Origin of the sequence: Actinoplanes sp. NPDC049802, from assembly GCF_040656595.1 — a bacterium.
Taxonomy (GTDB): Bacteria; Actinomycetota; Actinomycetes; order Mycobacteriales; family Micromonosporaceae; genus Actinoplanes.
Genome location: NZ_JBFAMR010000005.1, coordinates 135950 through 160110 on the forward strand (window position 1 = coordinate 135950; position 24161 = coordinate 160110).

Sequence of the window (24161 nt, forward strand, 5' to 3'; positions counted from 1 at the left end):
ACGCAGCGATTCAGGATCCGGTTCACCGCATCTTGGCGAGGACCTCACGGAACTCCTGGGTACGCCGCCTGTTCTCGCTCGACGCGCCCAGGAACAGCAGCACCACACCGACCGGCACCAGCATCAGCCACGGCCCGCCGACCGTCACCGCGAACGCCAGCGCCGCGATCACCGTGGCCACCGTGCCGACCACCACCGGGGCCTGCTGGCGGGTACGCGAACCGATGATCAGCGTGAGCACCGCCCCCAGGAGCAGCAACACCGCCCGCAGATCGCCGCCCTCACCGGTCAGCACGATCCCGATGGTCGGCACGAACGCCGCCAGCAGCGCCGGACCGTACGCCGCCCAGCTGCTCAGATCCGACCGGTGATGGGCCTCCACCACGCCGACCGCGAGAGCCAGCGCCGCGAACGGCAGAGTGTACGCCTCCGGCAGCCCCACCGACGCCAGCGAGATGAACAGCCACCAGCCGACGATCTCGAACCCGACCGCCACCCAGAACAGCGTGCGCCGCTGGCTCGGGGTGCGGTCCGGCCGGGACGCCGCCAGGCCGAGCACCGCGCCCCAGGCCGCGAGCAGCGCCGCCAGATGGGTCGGGGAGTCGAACGCCAGCGCCCCGGCGATCGCCGCCGACGTGTAGCCGCTCCACTCGACGGTGACCGCCTCCGCCCGGTACTGCGGCAGCCCCAGCCGGGGCAGCGCCGCCTCCAGGGTCAGCAGCACCGCGCCGACGGCCAGGACCCCGAACGCCGCCCACTGCCGCTCCAGCCCGGCCGCGATCGACACGGCGAGCACGAACATCTGGCCCATCAGGGCGGCGAACAGCCAGCCCAGCAGCCGGGCCATCTGGGTGCGCCCGTTGATCGCCGCGACCAGCCCGACGCCGACCGCGCTGCCCAGCGTGAACAGGGTCAGCGGCTTCTCCGCCAGACTGCCGACCAGCCCGGCGCCACCGGCCAGCAGACCGATCACGAACACCACGTTGCGGGTGCCGCGCAGCACCGGCGCCCGGGTGGCGATCGGCGGCGGGGTCAGCGCCAGCCCCAGCATCGAGATGGTGAACACCACCAGGGCCGCCCCGGTGGCCGCCGGATAGCCGGCGTGCAGGGCGATCGGCGTGATCAGCAGGGTCAGCGCGAGCCCCGGCAGGATCACCGGCACCGCCTCGGACGCCTTGCCGCCGAACCCGATCGCGGCGAGCGCGGCCGCGCCGGTGAGCAGCACGGCGGCCAGGGCGCTGGTGCCGTCGATGTTGCCGACCACCGGGTCGGCCAGCGCCGGCACCGGGCCCTGCCAGATCGCGTCGAGCTGCTTCAACGGGTCGATGAGAGCCGCGCGCAGAGCCGGGGCCAGCGAGAACAGCGCCAGCACGGTGGGCAGCAGGGCCAGCATCACCGCGCCGGTGGCCGGGTCGGCGAGCCAGCGCTCACCCCAGCCGGGCCGCCGGATCCGCGAATACCGCCCGACCGCCGGGTTGTCGAACGGCGCCACCCTCGGCGTCGGGTCGGCCGGTGCCGGCGGGACGGAGCCGCGCAACATCTCGGCCAGCACACCGACCAGGGCGGCGGCCGCGGCGTACAGCGCCGTCGGATAGTCGGTGGGGATGCAGGCGAGCGCGATGACCGAGGCGCCCAGGACCACGCCGATCGTCGCCCACGGCAGGTACTGCGGAAGGTACCGGCCGACGGCGGCCAGCACCGCGAGACCCAGTGTGGAGCCGGCCAGGGCGGCGGTCAGCACCACCTGGAGATCGTGACCCTGATCGGCGGCGAGCGCGGCCAGGAGACCGGGCAGCGCCAGCAGCACCGAGGCCGTCGCCGCGCCGCCGATCTGCGCCCGGTGCCGGGGCAGCACCCGCACCGGTGGCCGGTCCGGATCGGACCCGTCCATCTCGGCGGTGTCGTCCGACGAGGACGCGGGCAGCCGTGCCGGGATCCGGGCCATCGCCGCCACCAGCGTGCCGAGCAGCACCACCACGAGCAGCGCCAGCGCCGTCGACCACGGGCGGGCCAGACCGGCCGAGGCGGCGTGCAGCAGCACCACGGCGGCGACCCCGGCGCGGGCGCGGGCGGTGTGCGGTTCGATCGCGGCGACGGCGGCCAGCGCGTAGCCGACCGCCACGGCGGTGCCGATGATCAGCGGGGACCACCAGGGGAAGCCGAGCGCGTACGGCGTACCGATGGTGGCGAGCGCGGCGGCGAGCCCGGACGCGTAGGGTGACCACGGCTTGGGCATCGCGATCGCGGCCGTGACCGCGACCATGACCAGGGCGAACGGGGCCTGCCACGCGCCCTCCGGCGCCGCGGCCGGATAGGCGGCCAGGTCGGCCTCCCACAGCGGGCCCGGCAGCGACAGCACCCGCAGGCCACCGACCAGCGCCTGCCAGCCGGCGATCGCGCCGACGACCAGTGCGGCGATGCCGAGGCCGCGGGCCGGGCCGGCCCGCCAGTCGTCCGGCAGGACCGTGACGCCCATGCCGACCAGCAGCACCACCACCCCGGCGACAGCCAGCGGCGCGGACGGGAAACCGAGCGCGGCCACCCGGGCGAGCGCGCCGCAGATCGCCACCGTGGCGGCCGCCGCGGCGATGTCCGGGCCGTCCAGCAGCCGGTCGGTACGCCCCCGGTTGTCGATCGACTTGGCGAAGAACAGGAGCCCGGCGGCACCGAGCAGCAGCGCGCCCACCCAGATGTCCGGGGCCGTGGCGCCCGGGGCGAACAGCGCGGCCAGCGCCATCGCCACCGCGCCCAGCCCGGTGCCGACGGTCAACGGCAGGCTGATCTCGCGGCGGGCCACCTGGAAGACGGCCGCGTAGCTGAGCGTGCCGGCCACCGCGAGGAAGCCCGCCGCCAGCGCCGGAACGGTCGACCCGGCGTTGGGCGGGGGACCGCCGCCGGGGTCGGAGACGGCCAGCGCGGCGGTCACGGCGGCCCCCGGGACGGCCAGCGCCGCGGCGCCCGAGGCCCAGTCGCCGACCACCCACGCGAACAGCCGGACCGGGATCTGCCGGGCCGCGATGGTCACCATCACCCCGGCGCCGGCCAGGGCGGTCAGCACGGCGGCGGTCAGCCAGGAGGCGCTCAGCGCGGCGCACGCGCCGAACAGCCCGACCACCCCGGCCGCGGCCACATGCGCGTACGCGATCCGGGAGGTGCTCGCCCACAGGCCGGCGGCGCCCAGGCCGATCGACGCCAGCACCAGCGGCCACGGGGCCTCCGACCAGGGCAGGCCCAGCGAGGCGGGAACGGACAGGGCGGTCACCACGATGCCCGCGACCGCGCCCTCGTGACGGATGCCGGCCGGCAGGGCCAGGGCGGCGGCGATCGTCATCAGCAGCGCGCTGAACGCCAGCAGCCAGCCGGACGGGCCGACCGCCTCGGCGAGCTTCTGGGCGTACGCCGCGGTGTCCGCGTCCCACACCGGGCGGGCCGCGGCGACCGGGGCGATCGCCGCGCGGATCGCGTCCACCCCGACGACCAGGCCGATCAGCGCCAGGGCGGCGGTCGACGCGTACTGCGGGCCACGGCGCACCGGCTCGGCCAGCATCCCGATCACGGCGCCGGTCAGGGCGACCGTCGCGGCGGCGGCCACCACACTCCACGGCGGGGCGATCACCCCGGCGATCCGGGCGATCGCACCGATCACCGCCAGCGTCAGCACGCCGCCCGCCACGTTCAGCGCCAGCGGGTGCTTCAACAGCCGGGCCGCGGCCACCGCGGTGCCCGCCGCGGCCACCAGGATCAGGCCCGACCGCAACGCGTCACCGACCGCCCGGGCCTGCAGCAGCGCCACCGACGAGTAGAGCAGAGCGCCCGCCGACGCGAGACAGAGCAGGGCGAAGGTCAGCTCGCGCAGCCAGTCCGCCGACGGCGGGGTGGCCGGCGGGGCCAGCGGCATCGAGCCGGCCGGCGGGGCGCCCTGCGGCCGCGGACCGGGGAAGACCCGGCTCGGCGACCAGCGGCGACGAGGCCGGTTCAGCCCTGAGATGATCAGATCCGGTTCCTCCGGACGGGACTCCGGGCGCGGCGGGGCGTCCGCCGCGTACGCCGACGGGTCCGCCGGATCGGGGGCGCCCTCACGTTTCGCGAACCGCTCGGCGTCGGCGTCCGCCTCCGCGAGCGACACGCGGTCGGCCGCCACCGGCCGCCCCAGCGGCCAGCGCGGCACCAGCCGGCCGGTGCGGATCACGGTGGTCAGGAGAAGCAGGTCGAGCACGGCCACGGTGGTCAGCGCGAGGCCCCACCCGGCCGGGCTCTCGATCATCGGGTACGCGAGAAGCGGCGCCACCGGCTGAGTGGCGATGACCGTGGCGTACCGGGGAGCGGCCAGCCGGGTGACTCCGGCGTAGAGGAAGCCGGCCATCGCGGTGATCGCGAAGGTGATCCCCAGGTAGAGGGCGGTCGGCACGTCCCCGCCGGTCAGTGGGGTGTCGTGCAGCGCATACAGCGTCATCGGCAGCATGGCCAGACCGATCGCCGCGATCGCCTCGCCGGTGGAGGTGAGCCCCCGCTTGGCCACCCCGGGCGCCGCGGACAGGGCGATCCCGGTGGCCAGGGCCAGAATCAGCGCACGGGCGAACGGGTTGGACACCGCCACCCCGGCGAACACGACGGCGGCCACGCCCAGCAGCAGCGCGCCGAGGACGAGCAGGATGTTCTGCACCGACTGGGTGGACGCCTCCGGCGGGTGCTCCATGGTGGCCAGCGGCTGCCGGCGCGGGCCGGGCGGCGGGACCACCCGCTCGGTCGGTGGTGGATCGTCGACCAGCACGGTCACCCCGTCGGAGGCGACGCCGGGCGGACCGGTGTGCGCGGCGTCCGGATCGGCCCACTCCGGCGGTGGCTGCGGCCGGCGGCGGGGCCGTGGCGGCTCCTCGTCGGCGTGCGGGGCGCCGGGCGGCGGGGGCGGCGGGAAGTCCTCCGGGGGCCGGCGCCGGGTGGAGCGGCGGCTCTTGGCGCCCTTCTGCTTCTGCGCGTGGGACAGGATGTCGCGCTGGAACTGGGCGGCCTGGATCTTGCTGGCGATCTTGGTGCGTTCGGCAGCGGCCTGCATGTCCCGGATCTTCAGATCCGCTATCGACGCGTCGATACGAGCCAGCTCGTCTACGTAGTCGGGCTCGTCAGCCTGCGCCACAGGACCCCCTCGCTCCAGCCGGCCGCTGTCAGTAGTTAGAGCATGCCGTTCAGACACCTCATTAGAACAGTCTCAAGCGGATGGAGATCTGCGGAAACGGCCCCGAACCCGGCGGTTCACCGGCATGCCCTCGATCGGGCGGCGATATTCGGCACAGACGGCGGTGTTGCCAGGGCCACGCTACGCGCCGGTAACATGGCCCGGGACCGGCTTAGGGAAGGTTAAGTAAATGGCTGACATCGACGTCTACCGGCTGCCGGAGGACCACGAGACGATCCGCGCCGCCGTGCGTGAGATCTGCGACGCGCGGGTCGCCCCGCACGCCGCCGAGGCCGACGAGACCGGAGAGTTCCCCAAGGCGTCGTACGACGCTCTCCGCTCCTCCGACTTCCACGCCCCGCACATCCCGGCCGAGTACGGCGGTGCCGGCGCCGACGCCCTCGCCACCGCGATCGTCATCGAGGAGGTGGCCCGGGCCTGCGCGTCCTCCTCGCTGATCCCCGCCGTCAACAAGCTCGGCACCATGCCGCTGCTGATCGCCGGCTCCGAAGAACTCAAGCGCAAGTACCTGCCGAAGGTCGCGTCCGGTGAGGCGATGTTCTCCTACTGCCTCTCCGAGCCCGAGGCCGGCTCCGACGCCGCCTCGATGACCACCCGCGCCGTCCGCGACGGCGACCACTGGGTGCTCAACGGCGTCAAGCGGTGGATCACCAACGCCGGCGTCTCCGAGTACTACACCGTCTTCGCCGTCACCGACCCGTCCGCCCGGTCCCGCGGCATCTCCGCCTTCGTGGTCGAGAAGTCCGACGAGGGCGTCGGCTTCGGCGCGCCGGAGAAGAAACTCGGCATCAAGGGCTCGCCCACCCGCGAGGTCTACTTCGACAACGTGCGCATCCCCGCCGACCGGATGATCGGCGACGAGGGCACCGGCTTCGCCACCGCCATGAAAACCCTCGACCACACGCGGGTCACCATCGCCGCGCAGGCCATCGGCATCGCGCAGGGCGCGCTCGACTTCGCTCTCTCGTACGCCAAGGAGCGCAAGCAGTTCGGAAAGTCGATCGCCGACTTCCAGGGCCTGCAGTTCATGCTCGCCGACATGGGCATGAAGCTGGAGGCGGCCCGCCAGCTCACCTACGTGGCGGCCGGCAAGAGCGAGCGCGGCGACGCCGACCTGACCTACTTCGGCGCGGCCGCCAAGTGCTTCGCCTCGGACGCCGCCATGGAGATCACCACCGACGCGGTCCAGATCCTCGGCGGGTACGGCTACACCCGCGACTACCCGGTCGAGCGGATGATGCGCGACGCCAAGATCACCCAGATCTACGAAGGGACCAATCAGGTCCAGCGCATCGTGATGGCACGACAGCTCCTGAAGGGCTGAGTCAGCAGAGTTTCGGCAGGTCACACCGGGTTGGCTGATGGTAGTCAACCCGGCGCGACCTGCGTATGCCACTTTCCCAGGGGTAGGGTTTGCTATCCGGATCCTGACCGTACGCGTATCGCCTGACCCGACCGCGGCTCGCTGTTCAGGCCTGGCGAGACGGGGGGGCAGTCGGCAGAAGGCTCTCTCCACGTCACCTTCGGTCAGTGTGGCCAAGCGGGGCAGGCGGCGTAGGCGCTTGGTCATCTCCGGGATGCTCATACCTGGCGACTTTTTGCGCAGGGTGCGTAGCGCATCCATCAAAGGCGTGGTTTCGTGCCCGGAGTGCCGTGATGCCGTAGCGACCCGGCCCGGCGCAGCGGGCGGATCATCGGACTGTCGGAGCCTATGGTTGTCGAGCCAGGAGTCCGGAGTCCGATCGGCCTGGTCGTCATTCTCCTGGTCGTAGCTGAAACCACCACGCTCGCGGGCGCCGGCATTGGCATACCAGTCACCGATTGTGCCCACAGGGAGACCTCCGCGATGTCGGGCGGCGCCGAACGGCACGACACCGAGAATCCAGAAGAGAAAGGTGGTCGATCAGCCGGCGTTGGCCGAGGTCAGCGCCCACTCGGTGGCAACGGTTTCCAGCTGACGGAGGACCATGTCGATGGCGGCGCGTTCGTGGTCCGGGAGTAAGAACCGAAACCGCCACGGCGATCGTGCCGCTCAGGCATCGGGCGCAACATAGAGGACACGGCCCGACCATGCGCACACCATGTAGACCGCATTTCGTGCAAGGACCGGAACCGCGCGATCAAACGGGTAGGGGCCAGGCACCGTTGCCGTGACGCCGGGCGACGTGCATGGCCTCGGTCAGGGCCGGCACCGGCGCAATGAGGCCGGTGGGAGGAACCTGGAACAGGCGGTCGACCCGCTGCCACCGCTGGCTCTGTTGCAGAATCCACGCGGTCATCACCGACGCGTCCAGAACCAGCGGCCCAGCGGCCTTCCGACTCACTTGGCGAAAAGCTGCGTCAGCAGCTCGTCGCCCGGCATCGACGCCGTGTCCTCATCCTCGCTGTCGAACCAGCGTGCGACACGGGCGGCGTCCGTGCTGCTCTCACGGTTGCGATCGTCATCGTCGACGTCGTCGACCACGCGGGAGTTCTGCGCCTGCCATCCCGGTTACGGTGCCCCGCCCAGCAGGCGATGGGGCGTCAGTCAATGATCATCGGGTCGGCTTGGGTCAGTCAGGCTCAACCCATCGATAGCGCCGCTTAGTGTTTCGGCTAGGTCCCACAACGTGGTCAGTCTCGTTCTCGGCTAGAGCGGTAGACATCGGAGCTTCACACCTCGCAAGTTATGCGCGAAGGAATTGTGAAGCTCGGTGAAGTCTTGTGAAGACTGCGGCGCACCGTCAAGCATCGCCTCGATGCGCGTAGCCCCTTCCCACAGGATGTGGACCTCGTCCTTGACCAGCGCCAGCGCACGGGCAAGTTCGGCGGCGTGCGCCAGCGCGAGCAGAGCGGCGTGCGAATCGGAGTGGGTGCGTTCGTTGACGGCTATCGCCGGCCATGTCGTCAGGTCCGGCCGCCGCAGTGGTCATCGTCCGCCTGGCGTCACCCATCAGCGGCCGCCCGTCCCGGAACGCTTCGGTCGACGTGACGGAAAATACGGCCCGTGAGATGCGGAAAATCTGAGGCGTGATTGCGGAACTAGGTAGCCTGGTGTCCGTGGATGGCTTGCTGACCGGGATGGCGGAGCGGCAGCTCGTGGGCGTTCTCGGGCGCCGACTCGGCGAAGAGGCAGCGATCGTGCTCAACGGTCCCCGCACCGTCGGGAAGAGCACGTTGTTACATGCCTTGGCCGCCCGGTTCGGGCGGCCGGTGCTCGACTGCGACGACCCCGCCACGCGGGCCGCGGTTCGCAGTGATCCGGGGCGCTTCGTCAGTGGGCCGAGCCCGATTCTGATCGATGAGTACCAGCACGTTCCGGACCTTCTCGACGCCATCAAGGCGGAGTTGAACCGGGACCTCAGCCCGGGACGCTTCGTTCTCGCCGGATCGACCCGGTATGAGACCCTGCCGCGAGCCGGTCAGGCGTTGACCGGCCGGGTGGACGTTCTCGAGGTGTTGCCGCTGGCGCAGGCGGAGATCGATGGCCGAACCGACGACCTCCTGATGCACCGGCTGCTCGACGGTCGTGCGCTGCCGGCAGCCCAGGAACCTTCGGTGACGTCACGAGAGGAGTACGCACGCCGGATCACCTCCGGTGGTATGCCGGTGCCTTTGCGTCGGCCGCCCGGACGTTCCCGGTCGCGCTGGTTCGCCAACTACCTCGATCTCGTCATCGAGCGTGACGTGATCGAACTGACTCGGGTGCGTCAGCGGGAAATGCTGCCGCGATTGCTCAAAGTGCTCGCCGCGCGGTCCGGTCAAGTGCTCAACATTGCTGCCGTGGCCGAGGCCGTGGGAATGGAGAAGAGCAGCGCGGAGAACTACATCCGGCTCTTGGAGGCGGTCTTTCTCGTCCAGCGTCTGCCGGCGTGGGGGACGACCCTCGGTTCCCGGATCACCCGTCAGCCCAAGGTGCATGTGGTCGACGCCGGTGTGATGGCGTGGCTTGCCGGTCTGACACCAGAGAAGATCGCCAAGAACGACCCGTCGACGCTGACCGAGTACGGGCACCTCGTCGAGACCTTCGCCGTGGGCGAGATTCTCAAGCAGGTCAGTTGGTGGGACGGGCCGGTGGCGGCCGGGCATTTCCGTACTGCCGCGGCCCAGGAGGTCGACCTGGTCCTGGAGCGCGATGACGGGATCGTCTTCGCTTTCGAGATCAAGGCCGGGACACGGGTCGATCGGGCGGATCTAGCCGGGATCGATGCGTTGCGCGCGCGGATCGGCACCCGGCTGGCGACGGCGATCGTCTTCTACGCCGGGTCGCTCACCTTCACGCACGAGAACGGCACGCTGGTGATGCCGATTGACGCTTTGTGGAGGTGTTGAGAGGCCGGATGCGGCGGGGCCTGCTCGGCCCTTACGCGCCGTGCGGTGTGCGGGCGAGCCGTTGACAGGACGGTTGCCGTGGGACGAACGCGTTCGCTACGATCGCGTTATGAGTCCGCGCCGTGATCCGGTCAGCCGTCGTGATCGTCCCGCCAAGGCCCCGCTGAGCCGCGCGGGTGTGGTCGCCGTCGCCGTGCGCATCATGCGCGACGAAGGGCTCGAGCAGGTGACGATGCGACGGCTCGCCGCTGAGCTCGACACCGGTCCCGCGTCCTTGTATGTCTACATTCGCAACACCGCAGAGTTGCACGGCGCGTTGCTCGACGAACTGCTCGCGGAACTGGAGCGGCCCGGCACGGCGAAGGGCAGTGACGGGCGTGAGCAGCTGATAGACCTGCTGTGTTCCTGCACCGAATTGTTGTTCGCGTACCCCAGCCTGGCGCGTTCGGTGCTGGTGCTGCGGCCCTCCGGGCCCCATTACCTGCGGTTGATCGACACGATCGTCGGGCTGCTGCTCGCCAGGGGTGTGCCGGCGCGGCAGGCCGCCTGGGGTGTCGACATCCTGTTGCAGCAGGCGATCGCGATGGCGGCCGAGCAGGGCAGCCGCAGCGAAGCCTCCGAAGCGGCGGGGGAAGAGCGCGACCTTGCGCTCGCGGTCGCGGAGGCCCGATCCGAAACCTATCCGAGCATCACGCGCGTTCGCGACGAGATCCTCTCCGGCGGCTACGAGGAGCGGATGCGCTGGACGTTCGCCACGATCGTCGACGGGCTCCACACCGACCGCTGAGCCCTCAGTAGAGGAGCGTCCTCCCTTGACGGTCCATGTGCCGGGAGCGGGTAGACGCATGGTTTCAAAGAACGTGTTCGTCACGAACGCGTACCCGAAGTGAAAGGGCCGAACGAGAACATGACCATCGCCATCGTCAACGCACGCGTCTTCGACGGGCACGAGGTGCTCAGCGCGACCACCACCGTCGTCATCGACGGCACCACGATCACGGCCGTGGGAGGGGAGGCGCCGTCCGGCGCCGAGATCATCGACGCGGCCGGAGGCACCCTGCTACCCGGGCTCTTCGACGCCCACGTGCACACCAACAGGCCGAGCCTGGCGCTGGCCCTGACCTTTGGGGTGACCACCCACCTGGAGATGCAGGGCACCAACACCCGCCCCAACCGCCGGCACATCGAGGAGGACGACGGCCTCGCCGACGTACGCTCGTCCGGGTTCGGGATCACCCCGCCGGGCGGGCACCCGTCGGAACTGTTCCCTGAAGGCTTCCGGCCCGGTCCGCCGCCCGGCGCGGGACCGGCGCAGGCGCCGCCGGTGATGCCGTTCTCCACCACCCCGGAGGAGGCGGTCGCCTTCATCCCGCAACTGATCGCGACCGGCTCCGACTACATCAAGTTCATGGTCGACGACGGCACTGTGGAAGGCCATCCCGGCCTGCCCGCACTCGATCAAGGGACCCTGAACGCCGGTGTCACCGAGGCCGGGCGCCATGGCATGCTCACCGTCGCCCACGCCCTGACCGTCGACGCCACCCGCATGTCGATCGAGGCCGGCATCGGTGGCCTCGCCCACCTGTTCATGGACCGGCCCCACACCACCGAGATCGTCGAACTGATCGCCGCCTCGGGTGCCTTCGTCGTGCCGTGCGTGGTCCTGAACGCCTCGATGATGGGCATCACCGGTGCCGAACTCGCCGCCGATCCGCGGGTGTCCGCACGTCTGGACCAGCCGTGGCTGGACACCCTGCGGTCCAGTTTCAACCACTATCCGCAAGGTGACATCGACGACGTGCTGGCCTCCGTCAAGGCGCTGCACGACGCCGGCGTGGACCTGCTCGTCGGCACGGACGCCTCGGTTCCGCTGCCGTTCCTGGGCGGTCTGGCACACGGCGCCAGCGTTCACCACGAACTTCAATATCTGGTACGGGCCGGCCTGACCCCGGTCGAGGCGCTGCGCGCGGCCACCAGCACCCCGGCGCGCCGGTTCGGTCTCACCGACCGGGGCCGTGTCGCCGCCGGGCTCCGGGCCGATCTGCTCCTGGTCGACGGCGACCCCACCACGACGATCAGCGACACACTCAACACCCGGGCAGTCTGGCGGCGGGGAAAGAGGCTCGCCGGTTCGCGATGAGCGACTGATTCCGCCGCCGACGGACTCATCCGCGAGCCCGGCTGCGGCGGCCGCAGCCGGGCTCGACCCGCCGCCCGCGGAGGAGGGGCGGAGGTCAGCCCGCGGCGCGGGCGATGAGCTTGACGACCGTGTCCGGGCGCGAGACCGCCACGGCGTGCGAGGCGCCGTCGACGGTCACGGTGGCGCGTGATCCGGCGCGGTCGGCCATGAACCTCTGCGCCTGCAGGGGGATGTTCTTGTCGGCGCCGGCCAGCAGGAACCATGAGGGGATGCTCGTCCAGGAGGGCTCGCCGGACGCCTCGCCCAGCGCGGCGTCCCGGATGGGCCGCTGGGTGGCCGCCATGAGAGCGGCCTGCCGCGCCGGAACGTCGGCGGCGAACTGCTGCCGGAAGAGGTCGGGCTTAATGTAGAGGTCGTTCGAGCCGTCGGGCAGCGGGACCGGCGCCAGCGTCTCGCCCAGCGTGCCACCGGGGTACTTCCCGGCGAGCTGGCCCGCGTTCTCACCCTTCGCCGGGGCGAACGCGGCGACGTACACCAGCGCCTTCACTTTCGGGGACCGGGCCGTCACATTGGTGATGACGGCGCCGCCGTAGGAGTGGCCGACGAGCACCACGGGACCGTCGATGCCGGCGAGGCGCGCGTCGAGGGACTCCGCGTCGGAGCGGACTCCGCGCAGGGGGTTCGCCACGGCGACAGCGGTGAACCCGCGCCGCTGCAGCCGCTCGATGACGGGGTTCCAACTGGAGCCGTCGGCGAAGGCGCCGTGGACGAGGACGATCGTGGGCTTCTGCCCGGCGGGGTGGGCGGCCACCGCGTGCGACGTGCTGAGCAGAGCGACCGCTACCAGCGCGGCCAGGCCAGCGATGACGCGTACGGTGACGCGGTGTTTGAGCGTGTGCATGGCCGGGCTCTCAGTCTTTGAGGAAGGCGATCAGGGCGGCGTTGACCTCAGCCGCGTGGGTGAGCAGCAGGCCGTGCGGAGCACCGTCGATCTCGACGTAACGCGCGCCGGGCAGGCGGCGGCGGAACTCGCGGGCGGTGGCGTCGATCGGCAGGATGCGGTCGGCGGTGCCGTGCAGGATCAGCGACGGCACGTCGATGCGCTCCACGTCAGCCCGGAAGTCGGTCAGCCACGCCGGAACGCACGCGTACGCCGCCATGGGAGCCGAGCCGATAGCGGTGGACCAGTTGGCTCGCAGCGCTGCCTCACTCAGCCGGGACCCCAGCGTCTCATCGGTGTTGAAGAAGTCGACGAAGAAGTTCTCGTACCAGGCGTAGCGGTCCGCCTCGGCCTGCTCGGCGATACCGTCGAAGACGCTCTGCGGCACGCCGGCCGGATTGTCGCCGGTCTGCAGCAGGAACGGCTGCAGCGCGCCGAGGAACGCCGCCTTCGCCACCCGCTCCGAACCGTAGGTGCCGAGGTAGCGGGCGACCTCGCCCGAGCCCATCGAGAAGCCGACGAGGACGACGTCCCGCAGGTCGAGTCGCGTCAGAACGGTGTTCAGGTCACCGGCGAAGGTGTCGTAGTCGTAGCCCGTCATGGTCTTGCTCGACCGGCCGAAACCCCGGCGGTCATAGGTGATGACTCGATAACCGGCCTTGACGAGCGCATCGGTCTGCTTCTCCCACGACTGCCCGTCCAGCGGGTAGCCGTGGATCAGGACGACCGGCTGTCCGGAGCCGTGGTCCTCGTAGTAGAGCTCGACGGCGGTCGAACCCTCGGTACCGACGGTGATGGTCCCCATGGTGTGCCTTTCCGCCCATCCGCCGTGTGCGGACCGGGCATGGCACAAAGCTAGGGAACAGGCGGCATCGGCCGCGTCCGTCAGACGACGTCTTCGCCATACGTCATCGTGCCGCGCAGGACCACGGCGAGCTCACCACGGGCGGTCACACCCAGCTTAGGAAACAACCGCTGGAGATGGGTGCTGACCGTCCTCGGTGACACGTACAGCCGCTCGCCGATCTCCCGGTTCGTCAGCCCTTGCGCGGCGAGCTGGGCGACGTGCAGCTCGGTCGAGGTGAGCTGGTCGACAGCGGCCGGGTCGCGGCGAGGCGACGACGCGCCGGCGGCTCGCAGTTCCTGCCGCGCCCGCTCCGACCACGCTGATGCGCCGAGCGCGTCGAACACCTCGCGCGCCGCCTGCAGACTGACACGGCTTTCCGCGGGTCGTCGCTGCCGCCGCAGCCACTCGCCCAGCGCGAGGTGCACCCGCGCACGCTCGAACGGCCAGTCGACGGGAGCGCCGTCGAGGGCAGCCCGGTAGAGCGGCTCGGCGGCGTCCGGCGGGCTGAGCAGGGCGCGGGCCAGGCGGAGCCCGCAGAGCAGGGCGGGGGAGGGATTCAGGTCCCCGAGCGGCGCGAGCTCCGTCAGGACGCCGCGTGCCGCCTCGCCGGACTCGCTGCGCAGAGCCGCCTCGACGAGTTCCGCTACCGCGTAGAAGCGCATCCAGGGGTGGTAGGCGGGGTCGGCCGGGTCGAAGATGCGGCTCAGGTGCCCGAACGCGTCGCCGTAACGGCCCTGGCAGAGGGCTTCCTGCCCGCGGGCCATCTGCACGATGGCCAGCACCGGGCGCACCCCGCCGGGAAGGGCTACGCGCTCTGCCTCCGCTGCCCACGCCTGCGCCCGTGAGTCGCCGCAGAGGGCGGCCAGCTGCGCGCGGATGGCGCGCACCATCGCGTGCACGACGGGCTGCCCGGTCTCGCGTGCCAACTCGATGCCCTCTTCGGCGGCGAGGACACCGGCGCGTACGTCACCAAGACGCACCGCGCTGCCGGCGTGGGCGCAGAGGGCGCGGGCCAGCATCGACAGACGGCCCTGTGCCCGAAGGGCGTCCATCGACCTTGCTGTCAGCCGGTGCGCCATGGCGGGAGCACCCACTGTCAGCGCGGCGGTCCCCAAGAGCCGGTCCCCTTCGCCGTCCCCGGACAGCCGCTCGAGGTGTCGCGCCAAGGACTCCAGGGAGCCGCGGCCACGCTCGACCGGCGCGCAGAACGCTCGCAGGGCCACCAGTTGCGGGTTGTCCTCCGGCACCGGCATCCGGTCGGCGGCTGCTACGACCCGCCGGCGGACGGCGGGCCCGGTTTCTCTCCAGAAGCAGTACAGGACCGCGCCCCACAGCATGCGCAACCCCAGCACGGGCTCGCCTTCGGCGGCGGTGTCGACGGCCATCTCGGCCAGCTCGGCGATCGCGGCGCCCTCGTGAAGGGCTCCCTCGACCAGAGCGATGCCGACCCAGGCTGCGCGGCCCTGGTCCCGGACCGAGAGATCCAGCGAGCGCGCCTGGGCCAGCAGGTGCGCCGCGACGTCACCCTGGCCCGACTCCAGCGCGAGCTCGGCCGCGCGCAACAGCCGGTCCGCGCGTGCGGACGGGTCAGCGGTCAGCTCTGCCGCCCGCTGCAGAGCGGCCAGCGCAGCGGCGACACCGCCCCGACGCAGGGCCCGGTCGGCGGTGGAGTCCAGGTCCCGCGCCGCTCTCTCGTCGGGACCCGCGGTCGCGGCAGCGCGGTGCCATGCCTGCCGATCGGGCTGTCCCTGCAGTTCGCGGGCGAGAGCTGCGTGCGCGGCCTGTCGTTCCGCAGCGGTCGCGGCGTGGTGCATGGCGGAGCGGATGAGCGGGTGACGGAAGACAACCCCCTGGGCCTCCATCAGTCCCGCGCCGACCGCCGGCCCGAGGGCGGTGACGTCGACCGGCGTCCCGAGCATCCGGGCGGCGGCGGCAAGGCACTCGTCCATCGTCCCGTCACCGTTGAGGGCCGCGAGTAGCAGGACCGCGCGGGTGTCGGCCGGAAGACGGGAAACCCGTGCCGTGAAGGTGCGTTCCAGCCTCTCGGTCAACAGCAACGGACCCGGGGTGAGCGCGTACGCCCCACCGACCGACCGCAGCGCAACCGGCAACTCCGTCAGTGCCAGCGGGTTCCCGGCTGCCTCCTCCAGCAGCCGCCGCCGGACCTGCTGCCCCAGACCGGGGGCGACCGCATCCAGCAGTTTCCCCGACACCTCGTCCGTCAACCGGTCCACACGCATCACCGCCAGGCCGGCACAACCGAGCCGCTCGTCCGTGTCCCGCGTGACGGCGACCAGAACCAGCGGGTCGGACTTGATGCGCCGCGCGACGAACCCGAGTACATCGAGACTGGCGCGGTCCATCCAGTGGGCGTCCTCGACGACCACCAGCAGCGGTGCCTTCACCGCCGCGTCCGACAGCAGGGTCAGCGCGGCGAGGCCGACCAGATAGAGATCGGGCACCGCCTCGTCGACGAGCCCGACGGCGGCGCGCAGTGCGGCACGTTGCGGTCCCGGCAGGTCGTCGACCCCGTCTCGCAACTGGTGGACCAGCTGATGCAGGCCGGCGTAGGGCACATGCTCCTCCGACTCCACCCCCACCGCGGTGATCACCTGGGTACCGCTGTGCGCTGCCCGTTCCGCCACCTCGGCGACCAGCGCCGACTTGCCGATTCCCGGGGCGCCGAGGACCACCACCGCGCCGCCCGACCCAGCAGCTGCCTGCTCCACCAGAGCAGCCAGCGCCCGACGCTCCGCCTCTCGGCCCAGCAGCGCCTGTCGTTGCATTCCTCGCTCCGTCTCCCGCGTGCGACTTCCACTGCCCCCGTAGAGCGCCGTCCTCACCCGGCTGGGCACCCCGGCCGCAACTTCCGGAACCGGCCGGGAGATTGCTGAGGACGTGACCGCACAATGACACGCGCGCCCCGTCGGCTGGAACAAGAAGACCCGGAGCTGGCAAGTACTTTTGGTCACCAACCCGGACATTCCACGTACTCGATGCTCGCGGAGGAGGTACGGCTCACATCCATCCCGACACCGCGGGCGGCTCCGCATCGGCTTGGCGCCTGCGGCCGGCGAAGCGAGCGAGGGCTCAATGCGCGGCGCCGGGCCTGGCATCTCCTGGATCAGTGAAACCTTCCGCGAGGCCGGTGAGGCGGGCCAGACGCCGGGTACGTCGAGAGCGCGCGCGGCGTACCCGGCGATTGACGGGAGGGCTTACGGGCCGTATCGGGGATCATCCCGATGCGGCCCACGGTGCGGCGTTCCTACCGTCGAAGCATGAAGTTGCTGCTCAAGACGCTCGGTGTGATCGTCGCGACGTTGCTCGTCGCGCAGGCGGTCGCTACGCCGTTCGTCATGGACCTGACCGATCCGGCCACCTACAGCGGTCACTGGGGCGGCCCGAGCCTCGTCGGGGTGCTCGCCCTGCGCATCGGCGCGGGAGTGCTGGCCGGGATGTACCTCTACGGCGCGGCGGTGCGGTCGTATCCTCGCCGCCATGAAACAGGACGATGAAACAAGAGCGACCGTACGTGACGTGGCCGCTCGCACCGGCCTGTCGATCGCCACGGTGTCGCGGGTGCTGAACGGGCGCGCCAACGTCGCCCCGGGCACCCGGGAGAGGGTTCGTGGCCGAACCGACCACGGAGCTGGGGCATCGGGCCGCCGCCGAGCTGCTCGAACTGCCGGACCGGCCGACCGCGCTGGTGGCGTTCAACGACAAGATGGCGATCGGCGCGCTGCGGGCGGCGGCCGAGCGTGGCCTGCGGGTGCCCGGGGACCTGTCGGTGGCCGGGTTCGACGACATCGACCTCGGGCAGGCCTGCCGGCCGATGCTGACGACGGTCCGGCAGCCGCTGGCGGAGATGGGGCGGATGGCGGTGCACCTGCTGCTGCGGATGCTCGGCGGGCACCGGATCGACGCCCTGCACGTGGAGCTGGGCACCGAACTGGTGGTCCGGGACTCCACCGGGCCGGTTCCTGACGTGTTTCACGGTTCCGGAACCGGATCGCGGCGATCCGGAGCCGGTTCTCATTGACCTCCCCGAATTGACGGAGGTTTCCTTCCTGTTACATCCCCCAAGTGACAGGAGTCCTCATGCGCGTGCGATATGCGCTGCTCATCGCGGCTCTCGGCGCCACCATGACCGCCACCCCCGCCCAGGCCGCCGGGGAGACCGTCAACGTCTACCTCACCACCACATCGGACAGCGCCGGCCGCGTCGTCACCCGCGGCCTCGAACAGCAGGCCGCCATCGCCTTCGGCCCGGCCGGCGGCAGCGCGAACCAGACCATCAAGGTCGACGAGGGCACCACCTACCAGACCTTCGAGGGCGGCGGCGCGTCGATCACCGACACCACCGCCTACCTGCTGCGCGGCGGCCCGGTCAGCGCCGCCACCCGGGACGCCGTGATGGCGAGACTGTTCAGCCCCACCCAGGGCATCGGGCTCTCCTTCGTCCGCAACCCGATCGGCGCCTCCGACCTGTCCCGGCCCGGCAACGTGTCCCTCGACGACACCTGCTGCGACCTCAACGACTTCAACACCAACGGGTACGACACGAACGTCCGGCTGCTGACCCAGCAGGCTCGCTCGCTGAACCCCGCCCTGCGCGTCAAAGGCGTCCCGTGGAGCGCGCCCGGCTGGATGAAGGACAACGGCCGGATGGACCAGATGGGCTGGCTCAAGTGGGAGCACTACCCCACCTACGCCCAGTACCTGGTCAAGTACATCCAGAGCTACCAGTCCGCCGGGGTGCCGATCAACTACATCTCGGTGCAGAACGAGCCGAACTGCTGCCAGGCCGCGAACCCGACGGCGATGAACTACCCGGGCATGAGCTGGAACCCGTCCGGCCTGGTCGAGTTCACCAAGAACCACGTCTACCCGGCGTTCCGGGCGGCCGGCATCACCACCAAGGTGCTGATCCACGACTGGAACTACGGCGACTACGCGAACTTCGGGGCGGCCATCCTCGCCGACTCCGGCGTACGCGATGATCCGCTCTTCGGAGGCATCGCCTGGCACGGCTACTTCGGCGATCCGGCGGTCGGCACCCAGGTCCACGACCAGTACCCGTCGGTGCGGCAGTTCAGCACCGAGCACTCCGGCGGCACCTGGATCACCAACCAGCACAACGAGGACCTCGCCGACATCGTCAACTACGCCCGCAACTGGAGCAGCAGCCTGGTCAAGTGGAGCCTCGCGCTGAACCAGAACATGGGACCGCACAACGGCGGCTGCGGCACCTGCACCGGGCTGATCACCGTGCAGGAGGGCGGCTCCCGGGCCGGTCAGGTCGACTACACCGTCGAGTACTACACGACCGGGCACCTCACCAAGTTCGTCAAGCCGGGCGCGGTACGGATCGCCTCCAACAACACCGCCGTGCAGAACGTGGCGTGGCGCAACCCGGACGGCTCCAAGGCCCTCATCGCGCACAACGGCGGCGCGAGCAGCCAGTCGGTGCGGGTCGACTGGGGCACACAGTCCTTCGTGTACACCCTGCCCGCCCGTACCACCGCGACCTTCACCTGGTCCGGAAACGCGACCCAGACACCCGCCGGAACGATCACCGGGCTCGCCGGCAAATGCGTCGACGTGGCCGGCGCCGCCACCACGAACGGCACCGCCATCCAGCTCTACGGCTGCAACGGCACCGCGGCGCAGCGGTGGTCCCGGCCCGGCGACGGCACCCTCCGGTCGCTCGGCAAGTGCCTGGACATCAGCGGCCCGAGCAACGCCGACGGCACCGTCGCCCACCTCTGGGACTGCCACAGCGGCACCTCGCAGAAGTGGACGCTGGACAGCTCGCAACGCCTCGTCAACACCTACTCCGGCAAGTGCCTCGACGTCACCGGCAACACCTCCGCCGACGGCACCCGTCTGCAGATCTGGACCTGCACCACCGGCGCCAACCAGAGGTGGACCCTCAACTGACCCGACCGCCTCCGGCGGCGCCCGGGTACGGCGTGCGGGTTCCGAAGTGATCCGAGACACGAAGGGCGGGCGCATCGAGGCGCCCGCCCTTCGCCGTCGCTCAGGATTCGATCTCGGGTGGCCGCCGCTGAGCCGGAATCAGCGCGGTGGGCTCGGTCGGCAGCCGCAGCGGCTCGGTCACATCCCCGGGCGGGGTCACCAGCCCATGCGGCCGCTCGGCCTCATCCGTCCCGGACTCGAGCTCGTGCGGGAGGGTCGCCTCGTCGTTGTCCGCCTCGTTCTGGTCGGCTGCCGCCGCCAGTCCGTGTGGCAGGGTCGCCTCGTCGGCTCCGGGCTTCGCGACAGGCTCGGCCGCCGGCTTCGCCGGCGTCACCATGGGCCGGGTGGCGTCGGGGCCGGCCTCCGTTTCCGGCCGCGAGATCTTCGCGATCGACAACGGCTGGGTACGGTCGTCCGCCGGCCGTTGCGGCACGAACGTCTTCTCGTCCTTCTCGGCCTCCGCCGGAGTCCCGCCGTGTGCGGCGCTCGCGGCCTTCTCATCGGAGGCGGCCGGTGACGGGGCGGCCGTGGCGGCCGGTGCCGAGGCGGCCGCCACGGGGGCGGCGGTGATCGTCGGCTTCTCGGGGGCTGCCGTGATCGTCGGTTTTCCGGGAGCTGTCGTGACCGTCGGCTTCTCGGAGGCTGCGGTGACAGTCGGTTTTGCGGGGGCTGTCGTGACCGTCGGTTTGTCGGAGGGTGCGGCGGCCGCCGGTTTCTCGGCGGCTGCCGCGAGGAGGGTCGTCGGTTCGTCCCCGGATCCCCGGACCGCCGTGCCCGCCGGCCCGGAGGTGGGGGCGACCGTGGCCGGCTTCGCCTCGGGGAGGCGCAGCACGGCGGTCAGCTCGGCCTCCGGCGCCCGGATCGCGACGGTCGGTTCCGGTGCGGCGGGGGCCGCGGTCATCGTGACGGTGCGGTCGGCGCCGGTCACAGCGTCGGCGCGGTCGGCCGGCGCGCCGGTGTGGATGACCGTCGTCTCGGCGATGGAGACCGGGATGCCGGCGACCTTGGCGGCGCCGCGGAAGCGGGCGATCTCGCCGATGATCGGCAGGACCGGGGGCTCGTAGCGGGCCCAGCGGCGGGCGCTCAGCGCGGTGCCGAGAAGGGGAACGGCGAGGAGCGCGGCCAGCCCGTAACCGGGGCGGCTCAGGTCGAAGCCCTCTTTGGAGACCTCGGGGGCCCACAGTGCCGCGTACGCCGTCGGGGACTGCCACGCCCAGATGGTCACGCCCAGGTAGACGGCGCCGGTGAGGACCGGGCCGGCGGGGGAGACCGGCGCGAAGGTGAGGATCGTGAAGAGGATGCCGGCGAACAGCAGCAGCAGGAGCCCGGAGATCGACTCGGCGGCGAACAGTTCGCGCCCCCGGCTGCTCAGATCGTGTGTGAATCCGACACCGCACAGCACCCAGATGCTGGGTCCGAGCACGAGCCCGTAGAAGATCGACCTGACGTGGCGCATGATCCGGCACGGTACCCGGGCGCGGCAAGGGCACGCCGACTCCGCCGTAACGTACCGGGGATGGAAGAACAGCACTCCGGGCGGCCGACGGCGCTCTCCCGGGTCACCCTGAGCCGGATCATGACCGCCGTCGACGTGAACCTGTACGGAACCGTGCACGGCGGCGTACTGATGAAGTTTGTGGACGACGTGGCGGGCGCGTCCGCGGCGCGGCACAGCGGTGGCACCGCGGTGACCGCGGCGATCGACGAGATCGTCTTTCTGGAGCCGGTCCGGGTGGGTGACCTCGTGCACGCGTACGCCCAGGTCAACTGGACCGGCACCAGTTCGATGGAGGTGGGCGTGAAACTGGCGGCCGAGCGGTGGGACGCGGTCGGCGCGGTTCCGCTGCCGGTGGCGACCGCCTATCTGGTGTTCGTGGCGGTGGACGCGGCCGGGCATCCGCGTGCCGTGCCGTCGGTGCGGCCCGAGGACGACGCCGACAAGCGCCGGTTCACCGAGGCGATGATCCGCCGGGATCACCGTCTGGCACGCCGTGCGGCCATCCAGAAAGCCCGCGCCGAGCACCGGCCGGACGGCGATTGATCCACCGTTATGGTGTGGTGATGACGACAGGTGTGGTGACGGCCGGCACACTTCTCTGGGAGCCGCCGGCGGACATCCGGGAGACGTCCCGGATCGGGCGCTATCTGGAGTGGCTGGAGCGGGAACGGGGCCTCTCGTTCGCCGACTACGCGGCGCTGTGGGAGTGGTCCGTCACCGACCTTTCCGGCTTCTGGGGCTCCATCTGGGAGTACTTCGACGTGGTGGCGCACGAGCCGGCGACCGCGGTGCTGGACGGCGACGCCATGCCGGGCGCCCGCTGGTTTCCCGGGGCGACCCTCAACTACGCCGAGAACGTGCTGCGGATGCCGGGGCGGGACTCCGACGATCCGGTCGTCGTCGCGTACTCCCAGACCCGTGAGCCGGTGACGCTGACCGGCCGGAGGCTGCGCGAGGAGGTGCGGAGGGTCCGTGCCGGGCTGAAGGCCCGTGGGGTCGGCAAGGGTGACCGGGTCGCGGCCTATGCCCCGAACATCCCGGAGACCTACGTGCTGATGCTGGCGACGGCCGGCCTGGGCGCGATCTTCTCCTCCTGCGCGCCGGAGTTCGGCGCCCGCAGCGTGATCGACCGCTGGAGCCAGATCGAGCCGAAGGTGCTGGTCGCGACCGACGGGTACCGGTACGGCGACAAGGACATCGACCGGCGCCCGGAAATCGCCGCGATCACGGCAGCGATTCCGTCGATCGAACACGTCATCACCATCGGATACCTGAACGAAGGTGGTGACTGGAGTGATCTCGACGGCGACGATCCGCTGGAGTTCGAGCCGGTGCCGTTCGACCATCCGCTCTACGTGCTCTACAGCTCCGGCACCACCGGCCTGCCCAAGCCCATCGTGCACGGTCACGGCGGCATCCTCCTGGAGCACCTGAAAATCCTGGCGCTGCACCACGACCTGGGCCCGTCCGACCGGTTCTTCTGGTTCACCACCACCGGCTGGATGATGTGGAACTACCTGGCCAGCGGCCCGGCCGTGGGCGCGGCCGTCGTGCTCTTCGACGGCAATCCGGGCTGGCCCTCGCTGGACACGCTGTGGGACCTGATCGACACCGCCGGGATCACGTATTTCGGGACGTCGGCGCCGTTCCTGCTGGCCTGCCGCAAAGCCGGGATCACCCCGCGCAAGCGGCTCAAGGGTCTCGGATCCACCGGGGCGCCGCTGCCCCCCGAGGGCTGGGGCTGGGTGTATGAGGCGGTCAGCCCGGACGTGCAGCTGACCTCCCTGTCCGGCGGCACCGATGTGTGCACCGGTTTCGTGGGCGGGTCACCGCTGCTGCCGGTGCGGGCCGGGGTGATCGCCTGCCGCGCTCTCGGCGCGCGCGTGGAGGCGTTCGACCCGGAGGGCAAGCCGGTCATCGGCGGGCTGGGCGAGCTGGTGATCACCGCGCCGATGCCGAGCATGCCGGTCGGGTTCTGGAACGATCCGGACGGTTCGCGCTACCGGGAGGCGTATTTCGACGTGTTCCCGGGCGTCTGGCGGCACGGCGACTGGATCACCGTCGACACCGACGGCAGCTGCGTGATCACCGGCCGGTCGGACGCCACGCTCAACCGCGGTGGCGTACGCCTCGGCACCGCCGAGTTCTACTCGGTGGTGGAGAGCCTGCCCGAGGTCGCCGACTCGCTCGTCGTACACCTGGACAAACCCGGCGACCCGAACGGCGAGCTGCTGCTCTTCGTCGTGCTGGCCGACGGTCTCGAGCTCGACGACGCCCTGCGCGGCCGGATCGCGCGGGAGCTGCGCGGGGCGCTCTCCCCCCGGCACGTGCCGGACGCCGCCTACCAGGTACGCGCCCTGCCGCGCACCCTGTCCGGCAAGAAGCTGGAGGTGCCGGTGAAACGGATCCTCACCGGCACCCCGGTCGACTCGGCGGCGGCGAAGGGTGCCCTGGCCAACCCGGACTCGCTCAACGCTTTCGCCGACCTGGCCCGGCACCGGGTCAGGCCAGCGTCAGAGTGACTTTTTCGGCGGCGGCCCGCGCTCCGGTGCTCGGCCCGTCCAGGTTGGCGCAGAGGACGATCGAGGCGCCGGCCACCAGCGGGGCCAGCAGCCAGTCGGCCGGGTCCGGGTAGAGCGCGGTGTCGATCATCACGCGGGCGCCGGAGGTGATGCCGAGTTCGGTGGCGCGCTCGGCAGCCAGGTCGACCACCTCGTGGTGGCTCATCTCGACCGGTCCGGCCAGCGCCCGGTCGGCCGCGGCGACCGGGGCGCCGCGGAAGTGGTCGCCGTGCTCGCGGACCTCGGTGACATAGTCGGCGTACCCGTCCGGCAGCGTGCGCAGCGGCATGGCCAGCGGCAGCAGGCCGGTGGCGTACCGGTCGAGGCAGGTCCAGCCGGCCGCCCGGGTCACCAGCTCCGGGGTGGTGAACAGGGCCTCCACCGGCTGCGGGTCGCCGCCCAGGTCGGCGGCCAGACCGGCCGCGGACACGCCGAGCAGCAGCGCCGCGGTCTGCCAGTGCGGCGGCAGCAGCAGGGCCACCGCGTCGCCGTGCCCCAGGCCGACCCCGTCGACCAGCAGGTTCGCGGTCTTCGACACCCAGTTGTCCAGGGTCGCCCCGGACAATTCGGTGCGGTCGCCGGTTGCGTCGTCATACCAGGTCAGCAGGGGCGCGGCCGGGTCACGCCGGACCGCCTCCGCGAACGCCTGCGGGATCGTCGTTTTCATCACCACACACCTTAAGGCCCGAAC

16 protein-coding genes and 1 pseudogene are annotated in these 24161 nt (G+C 71.3%); 10 read left to right on the plus strand and 7 right to left on the minus strand.

Annotated elements, in window-relative coordinates:
- Window positions 1-22: 22 nt before the first annotated feature.
- Window positions 23-5134, minus strand: a complete 5112-nt coding sequence (locus AB0I88_RS05610) for a hypothetical protein (protein ID WP_361018758.1) — start codon at window positions 5132-5134, stop codon at window positions 23-25.
- Window positions 5135-5363: 229 nt separating this feature from the next.
- Between AB0I88_RS05610 and AB0I88_RS05615 the strand changes: the two genes are divergently transcribed.
- Window positions 5364-6518 (plus strand): acyl-CoA dehydrogenase family protein, encoded by a 1155-nt coding sequence (locus tag AB0I88_RS05615; protein ID WP_361018762.1) that lies wholly within the window; start codon window positions 5364-5366, stop codon window positions 6516-6518.
- Between the two features lie 996 nt (window positions 6519-7514).
- Here AB0I88_RS05615 and AB0I88_RS05620 read toward each other — a convergent pair.
- On the minus strand, window positions 7515-7658 hold the full coding sequence (locus AB0I88_RS05620) for a hypothetical protein (RefSeq protein ID WP_361018765.1): 144 nt from the start codon (window positions 7656-7658) through the stop codon (window positions 7515-7517).
- Window positions 7659-8233: 575 nt separating this feature from the next.
- Here AB0I88_RS05620 and AB0I88_RS05625 point away from each other — a divergent pair.
- The 3 genes from AB0I88_RS05625 to AB0I88_RS05635 all read left to right on the plus strand — a co-directional run bounded on the left by AB0I88_RS05625 (window position 8234) and on the right by AB0I88_RS05635 (window position 11645).
- Entirely contained in the window at window positions 8234-9505 is a 1272-nt protein-coding gene (locus tag AB0I88_RS05625) for an ATP-binding protein (protein WP_361018768.1), read from the plus strand.
- 109 nt (window positions 9506-9614) lie between these two features.
- A complete protein-coding gene (locus AB0I88_RS05630) occupies window positions 9615-10292 on the plus strand; it encodes a TetR/AcrR family transcriptional regulator (RefSeq protein WP_361018770.1) in 678 nt (225 codons plus the stop codon).
- 120 nt (window positions 10293-10412) lie between these two features.
- Entirely contained in the window at window positions 10413-11645 is a 1233-nt protein-coding gene (locus AB0I88_RS05635; protein ID WP_361018773.1) for an amidohydrolase family protein, read from the plus strand.
- A gap of 94 nt (window positions 11646-11739) precedes the next feature.
- Here AB0I88_RS05635 and AB0I88_RS05640 read toward each other — a convergent pair whose 3' ends face one another.
- The 3 genes from AB0I88_RS05640 to AB0I88_RS05650 form a co-directional block, all read right to left on the minus strand.
- The gene (locus AB0I88_RS05640; protein WP_361018776.1) at window positions 11740-12546 is read right to left on the minus strand and encodes an alpha/beta hydrolase; all 807 of its coding nucleotides are present in this window, start codon (window positions 12544-12546) and stop codon (window positions 11740-11742) included.
- A 10-nt stretch (window positions 12547-12556) separates the two neighbouring features.
- Window positions 12557-13390 (minus strand): alpha/beta hydrolase, encoded by an 834-nt coding sequence (locus tag AB0I88_RS05645; protein ID WP_361018779.1) that lies wholly within the window; start codon window positions 13388-13390, stop codon window positions 12557-12559.
- An 80-nt stretch (window positions 13391-13470) separates the two neighbouring features.
- Entirely contained in the window at window positions 13471-16218 is a 2748-nt protein-coding gene (locus AB0I88_RS05650) for an AAA family ATPase (protein WP_361018782.1), read from the minus strand.
- Between the two features lie 492 nt (window positions 16219-16710).
- On the opposite strand from AB0I88_RS05650, the gene AB0I88_RS05655 reads away from it, so the two are divergent.
- The 4 genes and pseudogenes from AB0I88_RS05655 (at window position 16711) to AB0I88_RS05670 (ending at window position 19372) form a co-directional block, all read left to right on the plus strand.
- Entirely contained in the window at window positions 16711-16947 is a 237-nt protein-coding gene (locus tag AB0I88_RS05655; protein WP_361018785.1) for a hypothetical protein, read from the plus strand.
- Window positions 16931-17014 (plus strand): annotated as a pseudogene (locus tag AB0I88_RS05660) (hypothetical protein); the annotation flags it as partial. The gene AB0I88_RS05655 and the pseudogene AB0I88_RS05660, both read left to right, overlap by 17 nt.
- Window positions 17015-17060: 46 nt before the next feature.
- Window positions 17061-17471 carry a substrate-binding domain-containing protein gene (locus AB0I88_RS05665; protein WP_361018789.1) on the plus strand — a complete coding sequence of 137 codons (411 nt, stop codon included), beginning with the start codon at window positions 17061-17063 and terminating at the stop codon, window positions 17469-17471.
- A 59-nt stretch (window positions 17472-17530) separates the two neighbouring features.
- The gene (locus tag AB0I88_RS05670) at window positions 17531-19372 is read left to right on the plus strand and encodes a ricin-type beta-trefoil lectin domain protein (protein ID WP_361018792.1); all 1842 of its coding nucleotides are present in this window, start codon (window positions 17531-17533) and stop codon (window positions 19370-19372) included.
- Window positions 19373-19472: 100 nt separating this feature from the next.
- Here the strand turns inward: AB0I88_RS05670 and AB0I88_RS05675 are convergent, their stop codons facing one another.
- A complete protein-coding gene (locus AB0I88_RS05675) occupies window positions 19473-20867 on the minus strand; it encodes a hypothetical protein (RefSeq protein ID WP_361018795.1) in 1395 nt (464 codons plus the stop codon).
- Between the two features lie 60 nt (window positions 20868-20927).
- Here AB0I88_RS05675 and AB0I88_RS05680 point away from each other — a divergent pair, with 60 nt between their 5' ends.
- Both AB0I88_RS05680 and AB0I88_RS05685 read left to right on the plus strand, forming a co-directional pair.
- Entirely contained in the window at window positions 20928-21452 is a 525-nt protein-coding gene (locus AB0I88_RS05680; protein ID WP_361018798.1) for an acyl-CoA thioesterase, read from the plus strand.
- 20 nt (window positions 21453-21472) lie between these two features.
- Window positions 21473-23431, plus strand: a complete 1959-nt coding sequence (locus AB0I88_RS05685; protein ID WP_361018801.1) for an acetoacetate--CoA ligase — start codon at window positions 21473-21475, stop codon at window positions 23429-23431.
- Here the strand turns inward: AB0I88_RS05685 and AB0I88_RS05690 are convergent.
- A complete protein-coding gene (locus AB0I88_RS05690; protein WP_361018804.1) occupies window positions 23412-24137 on the minus strand; it encodes a TIGR03089 family protein in 726 nt (241 codons plus the stop codon). The two genes, AB0I88_RS05685 and AB0I88_RS05690, sit on opposite strands and share 20 nt — an antisense overlap.
- Window positions 24138-24161: the final 24 nt, after the last annotated feature.